This window comes from Pantoea sp. Tr-811 (assembly GCF_011752535.1).
Lineage (GTDB): Bacteria > Pseudomonadota > Gammaproteobacteria > Pseudomonadales > Pseudomonadaceae > Aquipseudomonas.
In genome coordinates, this window is record NZ_VWXJ01000030.1 from 1 (window position 1) to 19,239 (window position 19,239).

Sequence of the window (19,239 nt, forward strand, 5' to 3'; positions counted from 1 at the left end):
AGGCCCCATCCTGGGGCCCAGCGCTTGACGGGCATCCATGCCCGTCACCTCCCTCCGCAAGACCTCCGTTCGGCCTCCTGAGGTCGCAATTTGTGTTGCCTGAACTACCGCGCACTTAGAAGCAAGAGCAAGAGCAAGAGCAAAGCCGGGGATTCGCGCTAGATTCTCCTGCGCTTGCCCAGGCTCGGTATCGTCGTTTGCGCGATCACAACCTCAACCCCCTCCAACCGCGTATTGGCCGCCAACTCCGCCAACGTCGGCCCGCTGAACAACGTCCGCGCATCCACATGCAACCCCGCCTGCCGCATCCTCGCCACCAGGCTCACCGCCAGCAAGGAATGCCCCCCCAACTCGAAGAAGTTATCTTCACGCCCCACCTGCTCGATCTTCAGCACCTCGGTCCAGATCGCCGCCAATGCCGTTTCCAGCTCCCCCCGCGGCGCCTGGTAGTCACGGCTGATTACCGCCTCCTCCCCCGGCGCCGGCAGTGCCTGGCGGTCAACCTTGCCATTGGGACTCAGCGGCAACACCCCCAGCGCAACGAACGCCTGCGGCACCATGTACTCCGGCATCCGCGCCAACAGGTGGCTGCGCAACACCTCCAACGCCGGCGCCACCTGCCCGTCACGGCAGGTGAAGTAGGCAACCAGCCGCTCCTCACGCATCAGCACCACACATTGCCCGATGCCAGGGTACGCCAACAACCCAGCCTCGATCTCCCCAAGCTCCACCCGCAAGCCACGCAGCTTGACCTGGAAGTCATTGCGCCCAAGGAAGTCCAATTCACCGTCGAGCCGGTAACGCACCAGGTCACCCGTGCGGTACAACCGGTCACCCTCGACGAAGGGGCTGGCGATAAAGCGCTCGGCCTCCAGTGCCGGCAAGCCCAGGTACCCCCGCGCCACACCCACGCCGCCGATATGCAACTGCCCCACCGCCCCCAACGGCACCAGCCGGTCGTGGGTGTCAAGTACATACAGCCGCGTATTGGCAATCGGCCGACCAATCGGCGGCGCCAGCTCCGGTAGCGGCTCATGGGGCTGCAAGGTCCAGGCGGTACTGTCGACCGTCGCTTCAGTGGGCCCGTAGACGTTGTGCACCCGCACCCCAGGCAGGCGCTGGCGCAGTGCGTGAAGCAGCGCCAAGGTCAGCTCGCCGCCCCCACAGAAGATATCGGTCAGGCTCGTGCAGCGCTCGACACCCGGCTCCTCCAGGAACGCGTGCAGCAGCGCTGGCACGAACTTCACGATGCTGACCTCGCGGTCCTGAATCAAGCGCACCAGGTATGCCGGATCCCGGTGCCCATCAGGGCGCGCCAACACCAGCCTCAGGCCTGCGCTGAGCGGCCAGAACAGCTCCCATACCGAGCCGTCGAAGCTGAAAGGCGCCCGCTGCAGCAAGGCATCGCCCGGCTTTGGCGGGCACAGCTGCGACCCCCAGTGCATCAAGTTGCACAGCCCCCGGTGCTCAATCATCACCCCCTTGGGCGTACCGGTGGAGCCTGAGGTGTACATCACATAAGCCAACTGGGTTGGCCCCAGGCCCGGCACCTGCGGGTTCTCGGCGCTGCAGGCCTGCCAGGTGACAACGTCCAAATCGAGCACGGCGTCACGGTCGAACAGGCCGCGGGTAGCGCCATGCACCAGCACCACGGCCGGTGAACTGTCGCCCAGCATGAAACGCAGGCGCTCCTCGGGGTAACCAGGATCGAGCGGTACATACGCAGCGCCCGCCTTCAGCACCGCCAGCAGCGCGACCAGCATCGTCACGCCGCGCTCGATACACACCGCCACCCGCGCATCCGGCCGCACGCCCAGGCTGATCAGGTGGTGCGCCAGGCGATTGGCCTGGGCATTGAGCGCGTGATAATCGAGGCTGACGCCTTCGGCCTGCAGGGCGATAGCTTGGGGTGTACGCCGCACTTGCGCTTCGAACAGCGCAGGCCAGGTACTGGCCAAGGGGCTGCGGGGGTCGTCGCTCTGGTTGAACGCCTGCAGGAGCCGCGCCTGCTCATCGGCTGGAACGCTGCACATGGCGGTCAGCGCGGTGCCCTGGTCTTCGGCGAATTGGCCCAAGGTGTACAGCAAATACCCCAACACCCGTGGCGCGCCTACCGCACGCGGGGCACGAAGGGCCAGTTGCAAGGTGTCGCCAAGGTCATCGACGCTCAGTACCAGGCCATGGCTCAGCACCTCGCTGGCCTGCAGCAGGTGGATGCCTGGCAACACCTCGCCCTGGGGCAAGGCGCCCTGGCGGTAGTTGATCAGGCTGTTGAACAGCGGCGTGCCCGCTGGCAAGCCACTGCAGCGCTGGGCCAGCAGCAGCGGCGCATCCTCGTGGCCGAGCAAGGCCGCCAGGCTGGCATGGGTTTCGCCCAAGGCCTGGCCCAGGGTTACGCCCGCCAGTTTCACCCGCAAGGGCAGGCTGTTGATGAACATGCCCAGGGCGCGATCCGCGCCGTTGCCCGCCATCGCCCGGCCCAGCAATACGGTGCCGAACACCACCTCGTCACGGCCGGTCAGGCTACCCAACACCTGGGCCCAGGCCAGGTGCAGCAGGCTGGCCAGGCTAACGCCCTGGTCGCGCGCCTGGCGGCGCAACCGCTGCGCGAGTGCGGGGTCGAGGATTTCACTGTGGGTTTGCAGGTCGCGCTCGTCAACCGCGACGCCGCCCAGGCCGGGAACCGGCGCGGCTGGCTCGACACCGGCCAGTTGCTCGCAGAAATAGGCCTCGTGGCGAGCCTGGCGCTCGGCGTTGCCGCTCAGGGCCACGTAGTCGCGGTATGGCACCGGTGCCGGTAACCGCTCGCCGTGGCCTTGCAGCAACGCATCGAGCTCACCCAGCAATACCTGCAGCGACACCGCATCGTTGACCAGATGGTGGAAACGCAGCAAGCCCAACCAGCGGCCCTGCGGCGCGTCTTGGGCAACGACCATGGCCATCATTGGCGCACGGCGCAGGTCCAGTGGCCGTTGTTGCGGGTGGTAAGCACTGCACAACTGTACAGCCAGGTCATGCTGCGGCGCAGCACCAGCCCAGTGCTCGACAGGCAACGACGCTTGGCGCCAGACCACCTGCTGAGGCTGTGCCAAGCCCTCCCAGGCCAGGCTGGTGCGCAGGATGTCGTGGCGGTCGATCACCTGCTGCAGGGCGCCGATGAAGGCGTGCAAGCGCGCGTGACTGGGGAAGGCAAACAGCGCCTGTTGCTGGTAAGGGTCGTGGGCATCGGAGACATGGTGGTACAGCAACCCCTGCTGCAGCGGCGCCAGCGGATAGATTTCCTGCACGTTGGCGCCGCCACCCGGCACTGTCGCCACGATGCGGTCGAGGGTCGGCTGGTCAAGTTCGGTGAGCCGCAGCATGCCGGGGGTAATGCGCTGGCAACCTGGCGGCACGCCATTGGCCGGGACCACCTGGGCATCGCCGACCACCACTGCCGCCGCCAGGCTGGCCAGGGTCGACTGGCCGAACAGCACCTGAACATCGGCCTGCAAGCCTTGCTGGCGCATGCGCTCGATCAGCTGCACGGCCAGCAACGAGTGGCCGCCCAGCTCGAAGAAATGGTCCTGGCGCCCTACCCGCTCAACCTGTAGCAACTCGGCCCACAGCTGAGCCAGGCGCCGCTCGATATCGCCTTGTGGCGCCTCATGCTCGCGGCGCACCTGGGCTGCTTCGTCTGCCGCCGGCAAGGCGCGGCGGTCGAGCTTGCCGTTGGCGGTGAGCGGCCAACCTGCCAGCGGGATGAACGCCGCGGGCAGCAAGGCACTGGGCAGCTGGGTACGCAGGTGCTCATGCAGCGCGCGGGACGTCACCTGGGCAGCGGGGATGTACCAGGCTTGCAGTTGATGGTCGCGCAGCAGCACCAACGCCTCCGCCACACCCGCATGGCGGCACAGGGCGGATTCGATTTCCGCCAGCTCCACCCGCACCCCGCGGATCTTCACCTGGTCATCGTTGCGCCCAAGGTATTCCAAGGTGCCATCGGCCAGCCAGCGCACCAGGTCGCCGCTGCGGTACATGCGTGCGCCTGGCTCGGGGTTGAACGGGTCTTGGACAAAGCGCTCGGCGGTCAATTCCGGGCGGTTCAGGTAGCCACGGGCCACGCCCCGGCCGCCAATGTACAGTTCGCCCACGGCGCCCACCGGCAGTAACTGGCGCTGCTCGTCCAGCACATACAGCCGGGTGTTGGCCACCGGCCCGCCGATGTGCAGCGGCCCACCTGCGTGCACTTCACCCGAAGTGGCAACCACGGTGGTTTCAGTCGGCCCATAGTTGTTGACCACCCGGTAGCGCCGTTCACGGGCCAGGCGCCGCAGGCGGTCACCGCCGATCAGCAGGGTGCGCAGGGTCGGGTGCAGTTCACCCTGGGCGAAGGCATGTTCGGCCACCGGGGTGGGCAGGAAACTCACGTCCAGGGGTTGCGCGCGCCACCAGCGCAGCAGGGCATCGAGGTCTTCACCGCCCGTTCGCACCGGGGCCAGGTGCAGGGTTGCGCCGCTGCACAGGGTTGGCCAGACCTCCCAGGCCATCGCATCGAAACCGAAGCCTGCCAGGCTCGACTGATGCCGGCCTGGGCCCAGGCCGAAGGCGTTGCAGTGCCAGTCGACGAGGTTGGCCAGCATTCGGTGCTCGACCATCACGCCCTTGGGCAAACCGGTGGACCCGGAGGTGTAGATGACATAGGCAAGGTTCTGTGGTGCCACGGCGGGCAGCGCAGTGCCTGCCGCCTGAAGGTCAAGGCGGTCCAGCTCAAGCTGAGGCAAACCATGCTCCGGCAGGCCGGCGCTCAGGTGGGACAGGGTCAGCACCACGCGCGGCGCGCTGTCGGCCAGCAGATAGGCCAGGCGCTCGTGCGGGTGCGCCGGGTCGATCGGCACGTAGGCGGCACCTGCCTTGAGCACCGCCAGCAGGCCTACCAGGGTGTCCAGCCCGCGCTGGGCCACCACCGCCACGCGCTGCTCAGGGCCGGCGCCTAGGGCGGCCAGGCGCTGGGCGAGCAGGCCGGCGCGGCGGTCCAGCTCGGCGTAACTCAGGCGTTGCCCCTCGTGCACGGCCGCGAGCGCGTCCGGTCGCGCCTTGGCCTGGGCTTCGATGCGCCGATGGATAAGGTGTTCGGGCGCAGGCGTTGCAGGCGCATGGCTCCACTGTTGCAGTTGGCCCTGTTCGCGGGCGGTTACCAGGTCGAAATCGGCGATGCCCAGGCCTGGCTGTTCCAGGCCCTGCTGCAGCACATGCAGCAGCCGCTCGGCCAGCGCGGCGACTTCATCGGCGCTGAACCAGGCCAGGTTGTGCACCAGGTGCAGCCAGGCCGCGCCGCTGTGCGGGTTGCACCGCAGGTGCAGGCTCAAAGGGGTCGGTTCATGGCGGTTGCAGACCATCACCGTATGGCCGCAAGCATCGCCGAAGCGCAGTTCGTTGGCATCTTCCTCATAGGACACCACCACCTCGAACAGCTGGGGCCGTTCCTCGCGCAAGGCGCCCAAGGCGCGATTGAGTTCGCTGAGGGCGAAGCGTTGATGGCGAAAATCCTGCTTCAGGGCATCGCGGATACTGCGCACCAACCCGGCGAAGGGCTGGCTGCGGCCAAAATCCATGCGCAAGGCGCTGACTTGGGTGAACAGGCCCAGCGTCGACTTGAAACGCGCATTGGCGCGGTTGCGCACCGGCAAGCCGACCACCCATTCATCCCGCTGCCAGGTGCGCGTACAGCACACATGCATCGCCGCCAGCAGTACATGAAACGCCGAAGCCTGCAGCTCGCCAGCCAATGCTCGCATGCGCGCCAGCAGGCGGCTGTCGAACGGCAGGTCGAGGACCGCACTGGGGTCGCCATCGGCCAATGCGCCCCGTTCGCGGGGGGCCAGCAAGGCATCGGGCAATTGCTGGTACTTGGCCATCCAGTATTCGCGGTCGCGGCCATGGCGGGAGGATGCCTGGTAGTGGGCATCGTCCTCGATGAAGGCCCGGTAGCCCGGCGCTGCTTCAGGCAACGGCAGGCCCTGGCCGAGCAGGCCATAATAGTCGGCCACCTGCTTGAACCACAGGTCCACCCCCCAACCGTCGAGCACCAGGTGATGGGCCTGCAAGGCCAGCAGGTAACGCCGCTCGCCCAGGCGAATCAACTGCGCCTTCCACAGCGCCTCGCCCTCCAGTGCGAAGGGCTGTTGCATGCAGGCGGTCAACAGCGCCTGGGCCGCGGCAAAGGGCTCGTCGTGATGGCGCAGGTCGTGTTCATCCAGTGTCACCTGCAGCCCTTCTACAAAGGTTTGGCACGGTATGCCGCCCGGCCCTGGCGCTGCCACCAGCACCGTACGCAGCCCTTCGTGCACGCTCGCCAGGTGGGCCACGGCCTTGTGCAGCCGTTGGCTATCCACCGCGCCGTCGAGCGCCACATAGGCACCGATGTTGTACAGCGGTGAGTCACCATGGCCGATCTGGTCCAGCCAGATATCACGCTGGGCAACAGTGAGGGCAAACGGTTCGGCGGCAGGCATGGGGGTTCAGATCCTTCTTGTTTGAGCATCCGCGGATTCAAGCACCGCGGCCCTGGCCTGTATGGCCCCCGAAACCCGGACAATCCGAGTACGCAGCCGTGCTGGCTGAAAAACCTGTAAGCGATTTGCCACAGCGCGCCGCCTGCAATGGCCTACCGGGCGACCAATCAGTCAGTAAATGCCATGAATAGACACCTTTATGACGCCAAATTGCTGGCTTCTCGCTACCGACCTCGGGGTAACCTGCCCCCGCGCCTGCCCTTTCACACCACGATGAGTGGCATTTTTTGTCCCGGTTTCCCATTACAGACGCGCCAGCCCAAGCGGGCTTGAATAGCCGCTAACCCCCACTTGCCCCCGGAGGACTCGACCGCGAGACCACCCGCAGTAGCGCTTTGAACCAAGGAAAAAGGACATGAAGCTGACCGACAGCCTCGCACACCGCCCCGACCCGCAGCTGTACCTGCAACTGGGCGAACTGATCTCCAGCACCGGCGCCCAGGGTTTTGCCGAACAGATGCTGCGCCTGGTCAATGCCCAGGTGCCGGTCCACCGCCTCGACCTCACGGAGTGGACCCTGGATACCCACCAAGGCGCCGCCAGCCACATCCGCTTGCTGGGCAGCGCCGGGCAGGAGCAACCCGGGCCTGCGCATGACACCCTGAGCCACCCGCTGTTGCAACGCATCATGCAGATGGACGACCCGCTGCTGATCGAGTTCAAGGCGCCGCAGGATGCCCAGCATCCCCACCAATGCCACTTGGTTTCCTGCAGTGGCGACCGGCGTTGGGTGATCTGCTTTCATCGCGAGCCGCAGCGCGCGTTCTCCCTGGCTGAACTGTCACAACTCAAAAGCCTTTCCGACACCTTGCTGCCGTTGGTCGAGCACCACGGCCAGCTGCTGGGGCAGTTGACCCTGGCCAATGCCAGCCCCGCCTGGCCAGAGCCTGACAGCGGCGCCTTGCGCCAGCGTTTCGGCCAGCGCCTGGCACAGGAAGCGGTAAGGCTCTCAGTGCGCGAGCAGGAGGTGTGCTTGGGCCTGCTGACCGGCGGCACAGTGCCGCAAATGGCGCAGAAACTGAACGTGAAGAACAGCTCCATCGAAACCTACCTCAAACGCGCCACCGCCAAGCTGGGGGTCAGTGGCCGCCACGGCCTGACGAAATGGATGGCCGGCGCTTGACCGCACGAGAGCCTGCCATGCCCCGACACGCCCTGACCTTGTGTGCCGCCCTGCTGTGCGGCTGCACCCTGGCCCCTGACTACCAGCGCCCCGAGGCTCCGGTGGCCGAACGATTCCCGCAAGGCCCGGCCTACCAGGGCGATGCGCTGGCAGCTAGCCCAGGGCAAAGCTGGCAGCAGGTATTCCACGACCCGGTGCTGCGCCAGCTGATTGACAGCGCCCTGGCCAATAACCGCGACATGCGCACGGCGGCATTGAACGTGGAGGGGTATCGGGCCAAGTACCGTATCCAGCGCGCCGAGCTGCTGCCCACGTTATCGGCCAATGCCCAGGGCTCGCGCCAGTACCTGCCGCGGGGCATGACCGGGACGGGCCAAGGTGCAATCTCATCGACCTACGCGGCAACCCTGGGTGTCAGCGCCTACGAGCTGGACCTGTTCGGCCGTGTGCGCAGCCTGAGCGACCAGGCGCTACTGACCTACCTGGCCAGCGAGCAGGCCCAGCGCAGCACCCGGCTGAGCCTGGTGGCCAGCGTGGCCAGCGCCTACCTGACCTGGCGCGCTGACCAGGAGTTGCTGGTGCTGGCCCAGCAAACCCTGGACTCCGACACGCGCAGCTTGCGCCTGACCAGCAGCCAGCGCCGTGCCGGCACGGTATCGGCGCTGGACCAGATCCAGGCGCAGACCAGCGTCGACAGCACCCGTGCGGCCGTGGCCCGGTACAAGCGTGAGGTCGCCCAGGACCTCAACCAGTTGACCTTGCTGGTTGGGGCGCCGGTGGCCAGCGACCTGGCCGCCCTGCCCCTGGCCGATGAGCAGATCGCCGGGCTGCCGGCGGGGCTGCCCTCGGACCTGTTGCAGCGCCGCCCCGACATCGTCCAGGCGGAACTTCAGCTACGCGCAGCCAATGCCAATATCGGCGCCGCGCGGGCGGCGTTTTTCCCGAGTATCAGCCTCACGGCCAATGCCGGCAGCACCAGCCCCGCGTTGAACGGGTTGTTCGATGCGGGCAGCGGCACCTGGTTGTTCCAGCCGCAGATCAGCTTGCCGATCTTTACCGCCGGCAACCTGCGAGCCAGCCTGGACTATGCCAGGTTGCAAAAGGATATCGAGGTGGCGCAGTACGAGAAGGCCATCCAGGGCGCGTTCCAGGAAGTGGCCGATGGCTTGGCCGCGCGGGGCACCTACCAGCGTCAATTGCAGGCCCAGCATGACCTGGTGGCCTCGAACCAGCGTTATTACCGGCTGGCCGAGCACCGCTACCGAATTGGTGTCGACAGCAGCCTGACCTTTCTCGATGCCCAGCGGTCGCTGTTCACGGCGCAACAAGGGTTGATCAATGACCGCTTGGCGCAGTTGCTGGCGGAGGTGAACCTGTATGCGGCGTTGGGCGGTGGGTGGCAGGAGGATGGCATTACCGGGCAGCAGGTGCGCTGAAAGCTGGCCCTGTAGGAGCGGGCTTGCCCCGCGAAGCATGCGACGCGGTGCATGGCACCGGCTTTGCCGGTGTTCGCGGGGCAAGCCCGCTCCTACAAGGTTCGCGGTTAAGCGCCAGGGTTGCTCAAACGGCTGTCAGGTGCTCATAAAGAATGGTCGCCCCCACCAGCATCAGCACGATGCCGCCCATGATCTCGGCCCGCTTGCCCACCACCGAACCCAATGCCCGCCCAAGCATGGTGCCCAGGGTCACCATGGTCATGGTCGCCAGGCCAATGGCGGTGGCCGCTACCCAGATATTCACCTCGACAAAGGCCAGGCCAATGCCTACCGCCAGGGCATCGATGCTGGTGGCCACGGCAGTTACCGCCAGGATCCAGAACGAATGCTGGGCCTGCTTTTCTTCCTCTTCAGCGTCTGGCTTGAGGCCCGCATGCACCATGTGTGCCCCTAGCAGCAACAGCAGGGTAAAGGCGATCCAGTGGTCCCACCGCTCGACATACTGGCTGGCGGCCTGGCCCAGCAACCAACCGATCACCGGTGTAATGGCCTCGATCACGCCAAAGATCAGGCCCGTGCGCAGGGCTTCGGCCAGGCGTGGCTTGTGCAGGCTCGACCCTTTGCCGATGGCAGCGGCGAAGGCATCGGTAGACATGGCGAATGCCAGGAAGACAATGGAAATCGGATTCAACGAAAAAGCTCCAGCCGGGCAACGAGTCAACGACAGACGACCTGCAGGCCCGGCTTGGCTGCAGGAAGGTCGTTGGTCTCGCCAATCCGATTGGATGCGCTGGCCATGGCAGGTTGCCAAATATGTTGACCAGCGCGCGTTCGCAGGGCGCGAAAGCAGGCTACTCCCCAAAGAGTGGCGCGATCATACCAGCCCCAGGTGAAAATTGCGTGAAGTGTGTCATCCCCCTGTAGGAGCGGGCTTGCCCCGCGAAAATACCGACCCCGATGGCACCGGTATCTGGTACACCAGTACACCTTAAAAAGAATGCATTTGATAATGATTCGTAGTAGTGTCGCGCCGTTTTCCTACACCCTCCTTCAGCGCCCTACTCCAGGATCGTACGTCGATGCGTCGCACATTCGTTTCGCTTTGTGTGCTTCATGCTGTTTCCCCGCTGGCTTTCGCCGAGCCCGACTCACTCAACGAGCCGGCCCAGATCGAACTCCAGGCCCTGAGCATCACCAGCAGCGCCGACAGCGAACGCGCCGACAGCCCGGTGGAAGGCTACAAGGCCAGCCGTTCGGCCAGCGCCACCCGCACCGACACGGCCTTGCACGAAACCCCGCAGTCGGTCAGCGTGGTGCCCAAGGATGTGCTCACCGATACCGGAGCCACGCGCCTGCAGGACGGCCTGGACTATGCCGGCGGCGTCGGCCGTGCCAACAACTTCGGCGGCCAGGGCCTGACCACCTTCACGGTGCGCGGCTTCACCACCGGCGAGTTCTACCGCAACGGCTTTCCGATCAACCGCGGCTACCCCAACGCCCCCGACGCCAATACCGTCGAGCGCCTGGAGGTGATTCGCGGCCCGGCCAGCAGCCTGTACGGCCGTGGCGACCCCGGTGGCACGTTCAACGTGGTCAGCAAACAGCCACTGAGCGAGCCCAAGGTAACCCTGGGCAGCCAGTTCGACGACCAGGGCATGCACCGCGCCACCCTCGACGCCACCGGCCCGCTCAACAGCGACGGCTCGCTGGCCTACCGCCTGAACGTGCTGGGTGAAGGGGGCGACAGCTTCCGCGACGATGTTGAAAGCGAACGCTACGACGTTGCACCGGTGATCAGCTGGCAGGTGAACGACGCCACGAAGATCATCTTCGAAGGCGACTTCATGCGTAACAATCACCCGCTGGACCGCGGCCTGACCCGCCTGCCCGGCCAGCGCGGCACGGCCTCACGCGACACCAACATCTGGGAAAAAGGCAGCGACAACCTGCTGCACAACGACAACGACATGGCCCAGCTGCGCTTCGAGCACCAGCTCAACGACAACTGGGCCCTGGGCGGTGGCCTGCAGTGGCTGGACGGCTCGCTCAAGGGCAATGCCGTGGAAGCCAACGGCCTGCAGGCCGATGGCCACACCCTGGGGCGCAACTTCAACTACCGCAAGCTGGAATGGACTGACCGCGACTACCAGCTCAACCTCACCGGCCACTTCGACACCGGCGGATTCGCCCATACCCTGCTGACCGGCGTGGAATACGAAGACTACGACTACAACTCGATCATCCTGCGCTCGGCCGCAGGGGCGGCGGCCTACCCGATCGACATCTTCGACCCGGTACTGGGCCAGGCGCGCCCTGCCCTGACCCGCACCACCACCCACGACAAGGAAAACCTCAAGACCTGGGCAGCCTTCGTCCAGGACCAGGTGGCCCTCACCGAGCGGCTGAAAGTGCTGGCCGGGGGGCGCTTCGAGCGCTTCGAACATGACTACGACAACAAGCTCAACAACGCCGGCGACTTCACCAAAGGTGAAAACGGCGTTACCCCGCGCCTGGGCGTGGTCTACGACCTGACCGACACCGTGGCCGTGTATGCCAACACCGCCCGCTCGTTCAAGCCCAACAGCGGCGCCAGCCTGCAAGGCACCGGCTTCGACCCGGAGAAAGGCAAGTCGTATGAACTGGGCGTGAAGTGGGAGGCGCTGGACCGCCAGCTGAGCATCGACGCGGCGATCTACCACATCGTCAAGGAAAACGTGCTGACCCGCGACCCGAACGACCCGAGCGGCACCTACAGCGTGGCGGCCGGCGAAGTGCGCAGCCGTGGCCTGGACATCAACATCGCCGGCAACCTGACCCCCGAGTGGCGGGTGATCGGCGGCTATGCCTATGTGGATGCCGAGGTGACCAAGGACAATACCCTGCCCACCGGTACGCACCTTGCAAACATCCCGCGCAACAGCTTCAGCCTGCTGAACACCTATGAGTTCCAGGACGGGCTGGCCAAGGGCCTGGGGTTGGGGGTGGGTGTGAAGTATGTGGACGATCGCGCCGGGCAAACGGCGGCGAGCACCTACACCATGGAGCGCTACAGCGTGGTTGACCTGCTCAGCTTCTATAAGGTCAACGAGCACGTGCGCTTGAACCTGGACGTGAAGAACCTGTTCAACAAGGGGTATGACGAGGGGGCGTTCAATACCTACGTGTACCCGGGTGCGCCGCGGACGGTGCAGGCTGGGGTTTCCTACACGTTCTAAGGGGGGGATGGGGCCGCTTTGCGGCCCATCGCGACCTGTGGTCGCTCCTACCAGGGGATTGCGCTCAGGGTGGGTAGGAGCGAGCGCAGCCCCAGCGTCAGAAGCCTTTGCTATAGAACAGCGAGTACGACTCGATGCCATCGTTCGGCTGCTTGAGGCCGGCATTGGAATAGTGAATGGCGCGAATCCCTACTTTCTGCTCAGCCGGCAGTTTCAGGCCAAAGCCAATACGGTCCTCGAAGTTGACCGACGACCCCAAGCGCTGGTCACCCACCTCGGTCTTGGAGAACGCCGCCAGGCCAATACCCGCCTCGATGTACGGGGTGTAGGTGAAACCGCTGAACTCATAGGTGAACACCGGACTGAACGACAGCGAATGAGCCCCGCTGGCATCGCCACCTTCCCAGTAGGTGTAGCCAGCATCCCAGTAGCCGCTCAGGAAACCCGTACTGCTCTCCAGCCATTTCTTGTCCCAGTCGAACGACATGCCGATACGGTAGGTCATGTCGCCCTGGCTGGTGGCCCCAACGGCACCGGAAATCTGGGCAGCCTGGGCCAGGTTGGCCCCGGCAAAGGCGAGCACGGCGGCGGCCAGCGACGCGGCGAGACGAGTTTTCATCAATGACTTCTCCTGATGGTCAACGCAGGCAAACGGAGGCTCGTGCCTCTCGATTTATCACCGTGACTGGCACATCCAGCCCAGTCACAAGAAGTAATACTTCTATGATTATTGTCCAGTAAATCAGAAATATGAAGGTGAATGCCACGATTGGCTATTTTCGCCTGCTATTGACCCTGCCATTCGATCATAAGGCCCGCCCCTGGCGGAGTACACATGTACTCCGCCCGGGCGCTTCGATCAATGCCAGTTCAAGCTGGCGGTTGCCGGGCTACTGCCGTTCACCGTGACCATTTGCTGGACGGTACTGCCGTTGGCATCGCCAATCACTTTGTATTTGCCTGGAGGCAACTGCACGTACAACAGCGGGCCGGCATCCTGCACGTTCAGCACCGTCTTACCTTGGGCATTCTGGATATCCACGGCGGCGCCGCTTTCGAATTGGCCGTGGGCGCCGGTCGACAGTTCGACATGCAGGTTGTAGCCCTTGGTGTGGCGCAAGGCGTTGGCCTCGTCCTGGCCGATGCCGCCCTCCAGGTAACGCACGCCGTTCTGCTGTTGCGGTTGCAACTGCACGGCTTGCATGTCGATGGGGGCATTGTGGTCGTCCACTTCTGCAGCGGCGGCCAGGGTCCAAGGCAGCGCCAGTGCGATCAGCAGCGTGGCGCCCAAGGCATAGTGATGGTTACGCATGGTCAGCTCCTCCTTCAGGAGATGGCTTACCTTAGTTTTGACCCCGCCCAACGCCGGCGTTCACGCCGCTCGCCGTTCTTCGAGAAGTTTCACGAACATGCTCAGGCTGCGCGATACCGTGCCACGGCGCCACACCAGCCAGGTCTTGAGGTAGCGGAAATCTTCCTGCATCGGCCAGGCGCTGACCGTGCTGCAACCGGGCATGTTGTCGAGCATGCTGCGCGGCAGCATGGCAAGCCCTGCACCTGCACTGACGCAGGCGAGCATGCCGTGGTACGACTCCATCTCGTGGATCTTGCCCGGCACGGCCTGGTCCTGGACGAACCAGTTCTCGAAGTGGTGGCGGTACGAGCAGTTCGCACGGAAGGCGTAGATGCTGGCGCCGTTGACGTCTTGGGCGCGGGCCACCGGCGGGTGGTTTAGCGGCGAGATCACCACCATTTCCTCTTCGAACACCGGCATGCCCTCAAGCGTTGGGTGCAGCACCGGGCCGTCGACGAATGCCGCCACCAGGCGCCCGGACAAAACGCCTTCGAGCATGGTCCCGGAGGGCCCGGTGGAAAGGTCGAGGTCGACTTTCGGGTAGCGCTGGTTGTAGGCCGCGAGCAGGGCCGGAATGCGCACCGCCGCGGTGCTTTCCAGCGAGCCGAGGGCGAAGGTGCCCTGGGGGTCCTCGCCGGCCACGGTCAAGCGGGCCTCGTGCACCAGGTCGAGGATACGCCGGGTGTATTCGAGGAAGTTCCAGCCCGCCGGAGACAGGCGCAGGCGGCTTTTCTCGCGAATGAACAGCTCGACGCCCAGGTCTTCCTCCAACTGCTTGATGCGTGTGGTCAGGTTCGACGGCACCCGGTGGATATGCTGGGCGGCAGCGCTGATGCTGCCTTGCTCGGCCACGGCCTTGAAGATTTCCAGTTGCACCAGGTCCACAGTCATTCTCCAAACGTGAATGTTTCGCTCATTATTATTCAGTTTTCAATAAAGCTGTAGCCCACTAGTCTGGCGTCACTGATTAACAACAACGAGAGTGCCCTGCCATGAGTGCGATCAGCAGCCTGACCCACGCCATCTCCGTCGACCCGCACAGCGGCGAACAGATCGGCGCCTACCCCTTCGACACCGACACCGCACTGGAAGCGGCGTTGCAACGTGCCAAGGCTGGCTACCGCCAGTGGCGCCAAGTGTCGCTGGGTCAGCGCAGCGAAGCCCTGCTCGCCCTGGCCAGCACCCTGGAAGCCAAGGCCGAGGCCTTCGCGCAGATGATCAGCCGGGAAATCGGCAAGCCAATCAGCCAGGCCCGCGGTGAAGTGGCCAAGTGCGTTGGCCTGTGCCGCTGGTATGCCGAGCACGGCCCGGCGATGCTCGCCGCCGAACCGACCCAGGTCGAGAAAGCCCGCATCGAGTACCGCCCGCTGGGCCCGATCCTGGCGGTGATGCCGTGGAACTTCCCGATCTGGCAGGTGCTGCGTGGCGCAGTGCCGGCCATTCTGGCGGGCAACACCTACGTGCTCAAGCATGCGCCGAACGTGATGGGCAGCGCCTACCTGCTGGGTGAGCTGTTCAAGGACGCCGGCCTGCCCGAGGGCGTGTTCGAGGTGCTGAACGTTACCCCCGACGGCGTCACTCGCGCCATCAACGACCCGCGTATCGCCGCCGTGACCCTGACCGGCAGCGTGCGTGCCGGCATGGCCATCGGCGCCCAAGCGGGCGCTGCGCTGAAAAAATGCGTGCTGGAACTGGGCGGCTCCGACCCGTTCATCGTGCTGGCCGATGCCGACCTGGACGCTGCCGTGCAAGCCGCCGTGATCGGCCGCTACCAGAACACCGGCCAGGTGTGCGCCGCGGCCAAGCGCCTGATCATCGAAGAAAGCGTGGTGCAGGCGTTCACCGAGAAGTTCGTTGAAGCCACGCGCAAGCTGAAGGTGGGCAACCCGCTGGAAGACGACACCTACATCGGCCCGATGGCCCGCTACGACCTGCGTGACGAGCTCGATGGCCAGGTGCAGGCGACCCTTGCCGAAGGCGCTACCCTGCTGCTGGGCGGCAACAAGGTCGAGGGCGTGGGCAACTTCTACGCACCGACCGTGTTCGCCAACGTCACCCCGGACATGACCGCGTTCAAGCAGGAGCTGTTCGGCCCGGTGGCGGCGATCATCACCGCCCGTGACGCCGACCATGCGGTGGCGCTGGCCAACGACAGTGAGTTTGGTCTGGCCTCGACCATTTACACCGCCGACTACGCACTGGCCGAGCGCATGACCGCGGCGCTGGATACCGGGGGCGTGTTCATCAACGGCTACTGCGCATCCGACCCCCGTGTGGCGTTCGGTGGTGTGAAGAAGAGCGGGTTTGGGCGGGAATTGTCGCACTTTGGCGTGCGCGAGTTCACCAATGCGCAGACCGTGTGGCTGGACCGTAACTGATCTGGTACCGGGGCCGCTTCGCGGCCCATCGCGGGGCAAGCCCGCTCCTACAAGGCAACATTAAACTGTAGGAGCGGACTTGCCCCGCGAAGGGCTGCAAGGCAGCCCCGGCACGTTTAACCCCGAACCTGATCCTTGACCCAGTCCAACATCCCCCCCGGCACGATCAATTCATGCCGCGCCCGCGAGCACGCGGTGTACAACCCCGCCAACATCCGCGCCCGCTCATTGCGGTTGCCCGCCGAACTCGGCGCCACCATCAATTCCGGCGACACCATCACCCGGGCAAACTCCATGTTCCGCACATCCCGCACCCGCCCAAGGAACAGTTTGGGCGCCTTGTCCCAGCGGTAGCGGCTCTTGGCCTTGGCGAAGTGCTCGGGGGTATAGCCCTTGCGCAGCATGCTGGCCACCGCGACGAACGCCTTGTCATCGCCCTTGTCCTGCTCCAGCGCCTGCCAGCTTGGGTAGCGGAACAGCATCGGGTGCCGCGCCCGGGTGCCGTAGCGGTACAGCTCGATGCAGTCTTCGACGAACAATTCGAAGTCCTTGCGCGCGCCTTGGAGCAATACGAACGGCACGCCCTGGTGGGTCAGGCGCTGGAACCAGCCGAACAGGCCCCACTCGTCATCGACGATCAAGGCGGTTGGCTGTTCCGGCACTGCCACGGTGTCGAAGAAGCTGACCCGCGTGTAATGCTCGGCACTGCCGCTGAAGGCCGCCTGGATCGCCGCTGGGTGGGCCTGGATCAATGGGTTGAGCACGCCGTCCATTGCAGGCCCGGCGCGCAGGGAGTGGTCGATGCAGCGCTGGCGGATGAAGCTGCCGTGGTGCGGGCTCAGGCCATTGAGGTTCTGCAGTTCGTCGCCCAGGGCAATGACCGCCTGCGGGGTGCGGTCGAGCACCGCGAGCATCGGCGCGGACAGCTCGTGGGCTTCATCGACGATGACATGGCTGTAACGGCTGTCGATCACCTCGGCGGTCAACGACAGTAGCTTGATCCGGTGGTAATCGCGCACCGGCAGTTGAATCTCCCGCGCCGAAGGGCGAATCAGCTCTTGCCAGTACAGGCGGGCCTTTTCCAGCAGCACCTCCTGGTCCAGCGGTGTGGTTCCCGGCCCCGCCCAGGGCAAGTGGTGCAGCTGCAGCTGGGTATCGCCACTGCGGCAAAAGCTGCGCACGGCCTTGATGCACAGGGCCACTACATCGTGCGCGGCCAGCGGGCCGATGTCGGGGATGCCCAGCCAGCGCACCACCTGCGCCTCCTGTGGGCGCCAGGAGCGCTTGGTGCGGTAGGGGTCGCGCAGGCGCCAGCCGTTGCTGGTGAGGTCGCGGTTGAGGATTTCGTCAGCCAGCTGGCCAAAGGTCAGTGCGGTATAGGCTGCAGCGTCCTTGACCCGTGCCTGCAAGGCCCGCAGCTGGCCTTCGGTGAGGGCCAGCAGCAGGGTGCGCTGGGGGTCGAGTACGCGGGCGAACTGGTGGATGAGAAAGGTCTTGCCGGTGCCGGCAAAACCCTGCACGGCCACCGACTCGTCGACGCCGGAAAGGAATTCGCGCAACAGGCGGTTCTGCTGGTCGCTGAGCATCAGGTCGCTGGCCAGTGACGGCAGGTGAACCGGGTGCAACGGTGTTACACGCTGACGGTAGCGGTCAGCGAACTGGAAATTCCACTGGCCCTGTTCGTCCTGTAGCTCGTCGGCCTGGTAGGCGACTTCGGCCGACAACAGGCCAACCTCGTTCTCGCCCAGCATGCCCAACCCCATCGCGAACGCCTCGCGGTCGAAATGCTGCGCCACCTGCCCCTGGAAGCGCCCGGGCGCGGCCTGCTCCACCTCATTGGCGATGCGCACGATCTCGGCGAACCGGCGCTCCTGGGCGTCGGCCGAAGCACTGGCGGGCTGGCGCGGCAGGTTCTGCACGAACAGCACCGCGGCAGCCTGCAACAGGCTGGCGGCCGGGAAGAAATCGGTGGCGTTGGGCGCGCTGGCCAGGCGGTCGGCCTGGTCGCTGGGCAGGGGCAGGTAGAACATCGGGACCTCGGGTGGAAACTGCCGGGCACGATAGCAACTTTCCGGCGCGGGTGCTGGGTTGTCTGTGCCGGCAAGCTCACGGCGGCGGGCCGACTGTAGGAGCGGGCTTGCCCCGCGAACACCGGCAATGCCGGTGCCATGCACTGCGGTGCCTGCTTCGCGGGTCAAGCCCGCTCCTACAAACACCTCCTATTACGATTTGCTCCATAGAAGCGAGCGCCGCTTGCGCGGCGCAAGGTTTCGCTGGGAAATTCCTTGAACAATTGCCTGTAACTCTCTGAAAATCTTCCCAAATGCCAGAACGACCAGCGCATGGCCACCTCGGCCACGGTCACCTCGCCGCCGCGCAGCAAATCGCGCCGGGCGCCATTGAGCCTGCGCAGGCGCAGCCAGTGCGCCGGTGGCATTCCGGTAAACGCCTTGAACGCCTGCTGCAACTGGCGCAGCGACACCCCCGCCACCTCGGCCAGCTCCACCAGGTTCAGCGTCTCCTCCGGGCAGTCGGCCGCCCATTCGCTGACCCGCTGCATGATGGCCCGCTCTTCCCCGCGCCGCCCCAGCGCCCCGCCCTGCAAGCGCTGGCAGGCGTTGTCGAGGATGAACAGGCAATCTTCCAGCAACTGCTCGGCCAGCGCCTGCCCCTGCAACGGGCAATCGGCCTGGCTAAGGCGGGTCAAGGTGGCGCTCAGCCAACTGCCGAACAGCGCGTTCTGGCCACTGCCCAGCGGCACCATGAACAGCCCGTCGAGCCGTTGCGGGTCGAGGCTGTGGCGGGCGAGAAACCCCTGGTCGAACACCACCGCCACTTCCTGGTAGTTCTCCGGGGTGATCCAGATGTTGCGGCTCTGCTCATTGAGCAAGTACAGGCTGTTCTCACTCTGGTCGAAGCAGAATGCCAACGACCCGCTCGGCGCGCGGAAGAACTGCTCGACCCGGGTATTGAGCCGTTCTTCGTAAACCTCTACGCCATCGAGCCCAAGGCTGCGCAAATGGCCGCTGAAATGCCCCGGCGACATCTGCCGGTATTGCTGCTGCCAGCCGGGGGTGGCGCGCACCTGTTCAGTCACATCACACGTATGGAAAGCCTGGACTTGCAGGGCGTTGGACGTTGTCACGCGGGGTCCTAGTTGCACTCTTTTGGTGCATTCA

Annotated in this window: 11 protein-coding genes; 4 read left to right on the forward strand and 7 right to left on the reverse strand. The window is 65.3% G+C overall.

Going from position 1 to position 19,239, the window contains the following annotated elements; genetic code table 11:
* Nucleotides 1-158: 158 nt before the first annotated feature.
* Entirely contained in the window at nucleotides 159-6,494 is a 6,336-nt protein-coding gene (locus F3J44_RS27935; RefSeq protein ID WP_167277697.1) for a non-ribosomal peptide synthetase, read from the reverse strand.
* Between the two features lie 415 nt (nucleotides 6,495-6,909).
* Between F3J44_RS27935 and F3J44_RS27940 the strand changes: the two genes are divergently transcribed.
* Nucleotides 6,910-7,677, forward strand: coding sequence for a helix-turn-helix transcriptional regulator (locus F3J44_RS27940; protein ID WP_167277699.1), 768 nt, complete (start codon nucleotides 6,910-6,912; stop codon nucleotides 7,675-7,677).
* Nucleotides 7,678-7,694: 17 nt separating this feature from the next.
* Nucleotides 7,695-9,113 carry an efflux transporter outer membrane subunit gene (locus tag F3J44_RS27945; protein ID WP_167277700.1) on the forward strand — a complete coding sequence of 473 codons (1,419 nt, stop codon included), beginning with the start codon at nucleotides 7,695-7,697 and terminating at the stop codon, nucleotides 9,111-9,113.
* Nucleotides 9,114-9,237: 124 nt separating this feature from the next.
* Here the strand turns inward: F3J44_RS27945 and mntP are convergent, their stop codons facing one another.
* Complete coding sequence (gene mntP / locus F3J44_RS27950) at nucleotides 9,238-9,804, reverse strand: manganese efflux pump MntP (protein WP_167069709.1); 567 nt, start codon at nucleotides 9,802-9,804, stop codon at nucleotides 9,238-9,240.
* Nucleotides 9,805-10,192: 388 nt separating this feature from the next.
* Between mntP and F3J44_RS27955 the strand changes: the two genes are divergently transcribed.
* Nucleotides 10,193-12,328 carry a TonB-dependent siderophore receptor gene (locus tag F3J44_RS27955; RefSeq protein WP_167277702.1) on the forward strand — a complete coding sequence of 712 codons (2,136 nt, stop codon included), beginning with the start codon at nucleotides 10,193-10,195 and terminating at the stop codon, nucleotides 12,326-12,328.
* A 97-nt stretch (nucleotides 12,329-12,425) separates the two neighbouring features.
* Here F3J44_RS27955 and F3J44_RS27960 read toward each other — a convergent pair whose 3' ends face one another.
* The 3 genes from F3J44_RS27960 to F3J44_RS27970 form a co-directional block, all read right to left on the reverse strand.
* Nucleotides 12,426-12,947 (reverse strand): acyloxyacyl hydrolase, encoded by a 522-nt coding sequence (locus F3J44_RS27960; protein ID WP_167069713.1) that lies wholly within the window; start codon nucleotides 12,945-12,947, stop codon nucleotides 12,426-12,428.
* Between the two features lie 240 nt (nucleotides 12,948-13,187).
* Entirely contained in the window at nucleotides 13,188-13,640 is a 453-nt protein-coding gene (locus tag F3J44_RS27965) for a carboxypeptidase regulatory-like domain-containing protein (protein WP_167069715.1), read from the reverse strand.
* A gap of 60 nt (nucleotides 13,641-13,700) precedes the next feature.
* Entirely contained in the window at nucleotides 13,701-14,567 is an 867-nt protein-coding gene (locus F3J44_RS27970; RefSeq protein WP_167069782.1) for a LysR family transcriptional regulator, read from the reverse strand.
* 107 nt (nucleotides 14,568-14,674) lie between these two features.
* Here F3J44_RS27970 and F3J44_RS27975 point away from each other — a divergent pair, with 107 nt between their 5' ends.
* Nucleotides 14,675-16,060, forward strand: a complete 1,386-nt coding sequence (locus F3J44_RS27975) for an aldehyde dehydrogenase family protein (RefSeq protein WP_167277704.1) — start codon at nucleotides 14,675-14,677, stop codon at nucleotides 16,058-16,060.
* Nucleotides 16,061-16,176: 116 nt separating this feature from the next.
* Here the strand turns inward: F3J44_RS27975 and F3J44_RS27980 are convergent, their stop codons facing one another.
* Both F3J44_RS27980 and F3J44_RS30475 read right to left on the reverse strand, forming a co-directional pair.
* Nucleotides 16,177-18,258: an AAA family ATPase gene (locus F3J44_RS27980; protein WP_205300225.1), complete on the reverse strand. Its 2,082-nt coding sequence runs from the start codon at nucleotides 18,256-18,258 to the stop codon at nucleotides 16,177-16,179.
* 8 nt (nucleotides 18,259-18,266) lie between these two features.
* Nucleotides 18,267-19,205, reverse strand: coding sequence for a helix-turn-helix domain-containing protein (locus tag F3J44_RS30475; protein ID WP_167277705.1), 939 nt, complete (start codon nucleotides 19,203-19,205; stop codon nucleotides 18,267-18,269).
* Between the last annotated feature and the right edge of the window lie 34 nt (nucleotides 19,206-19,239).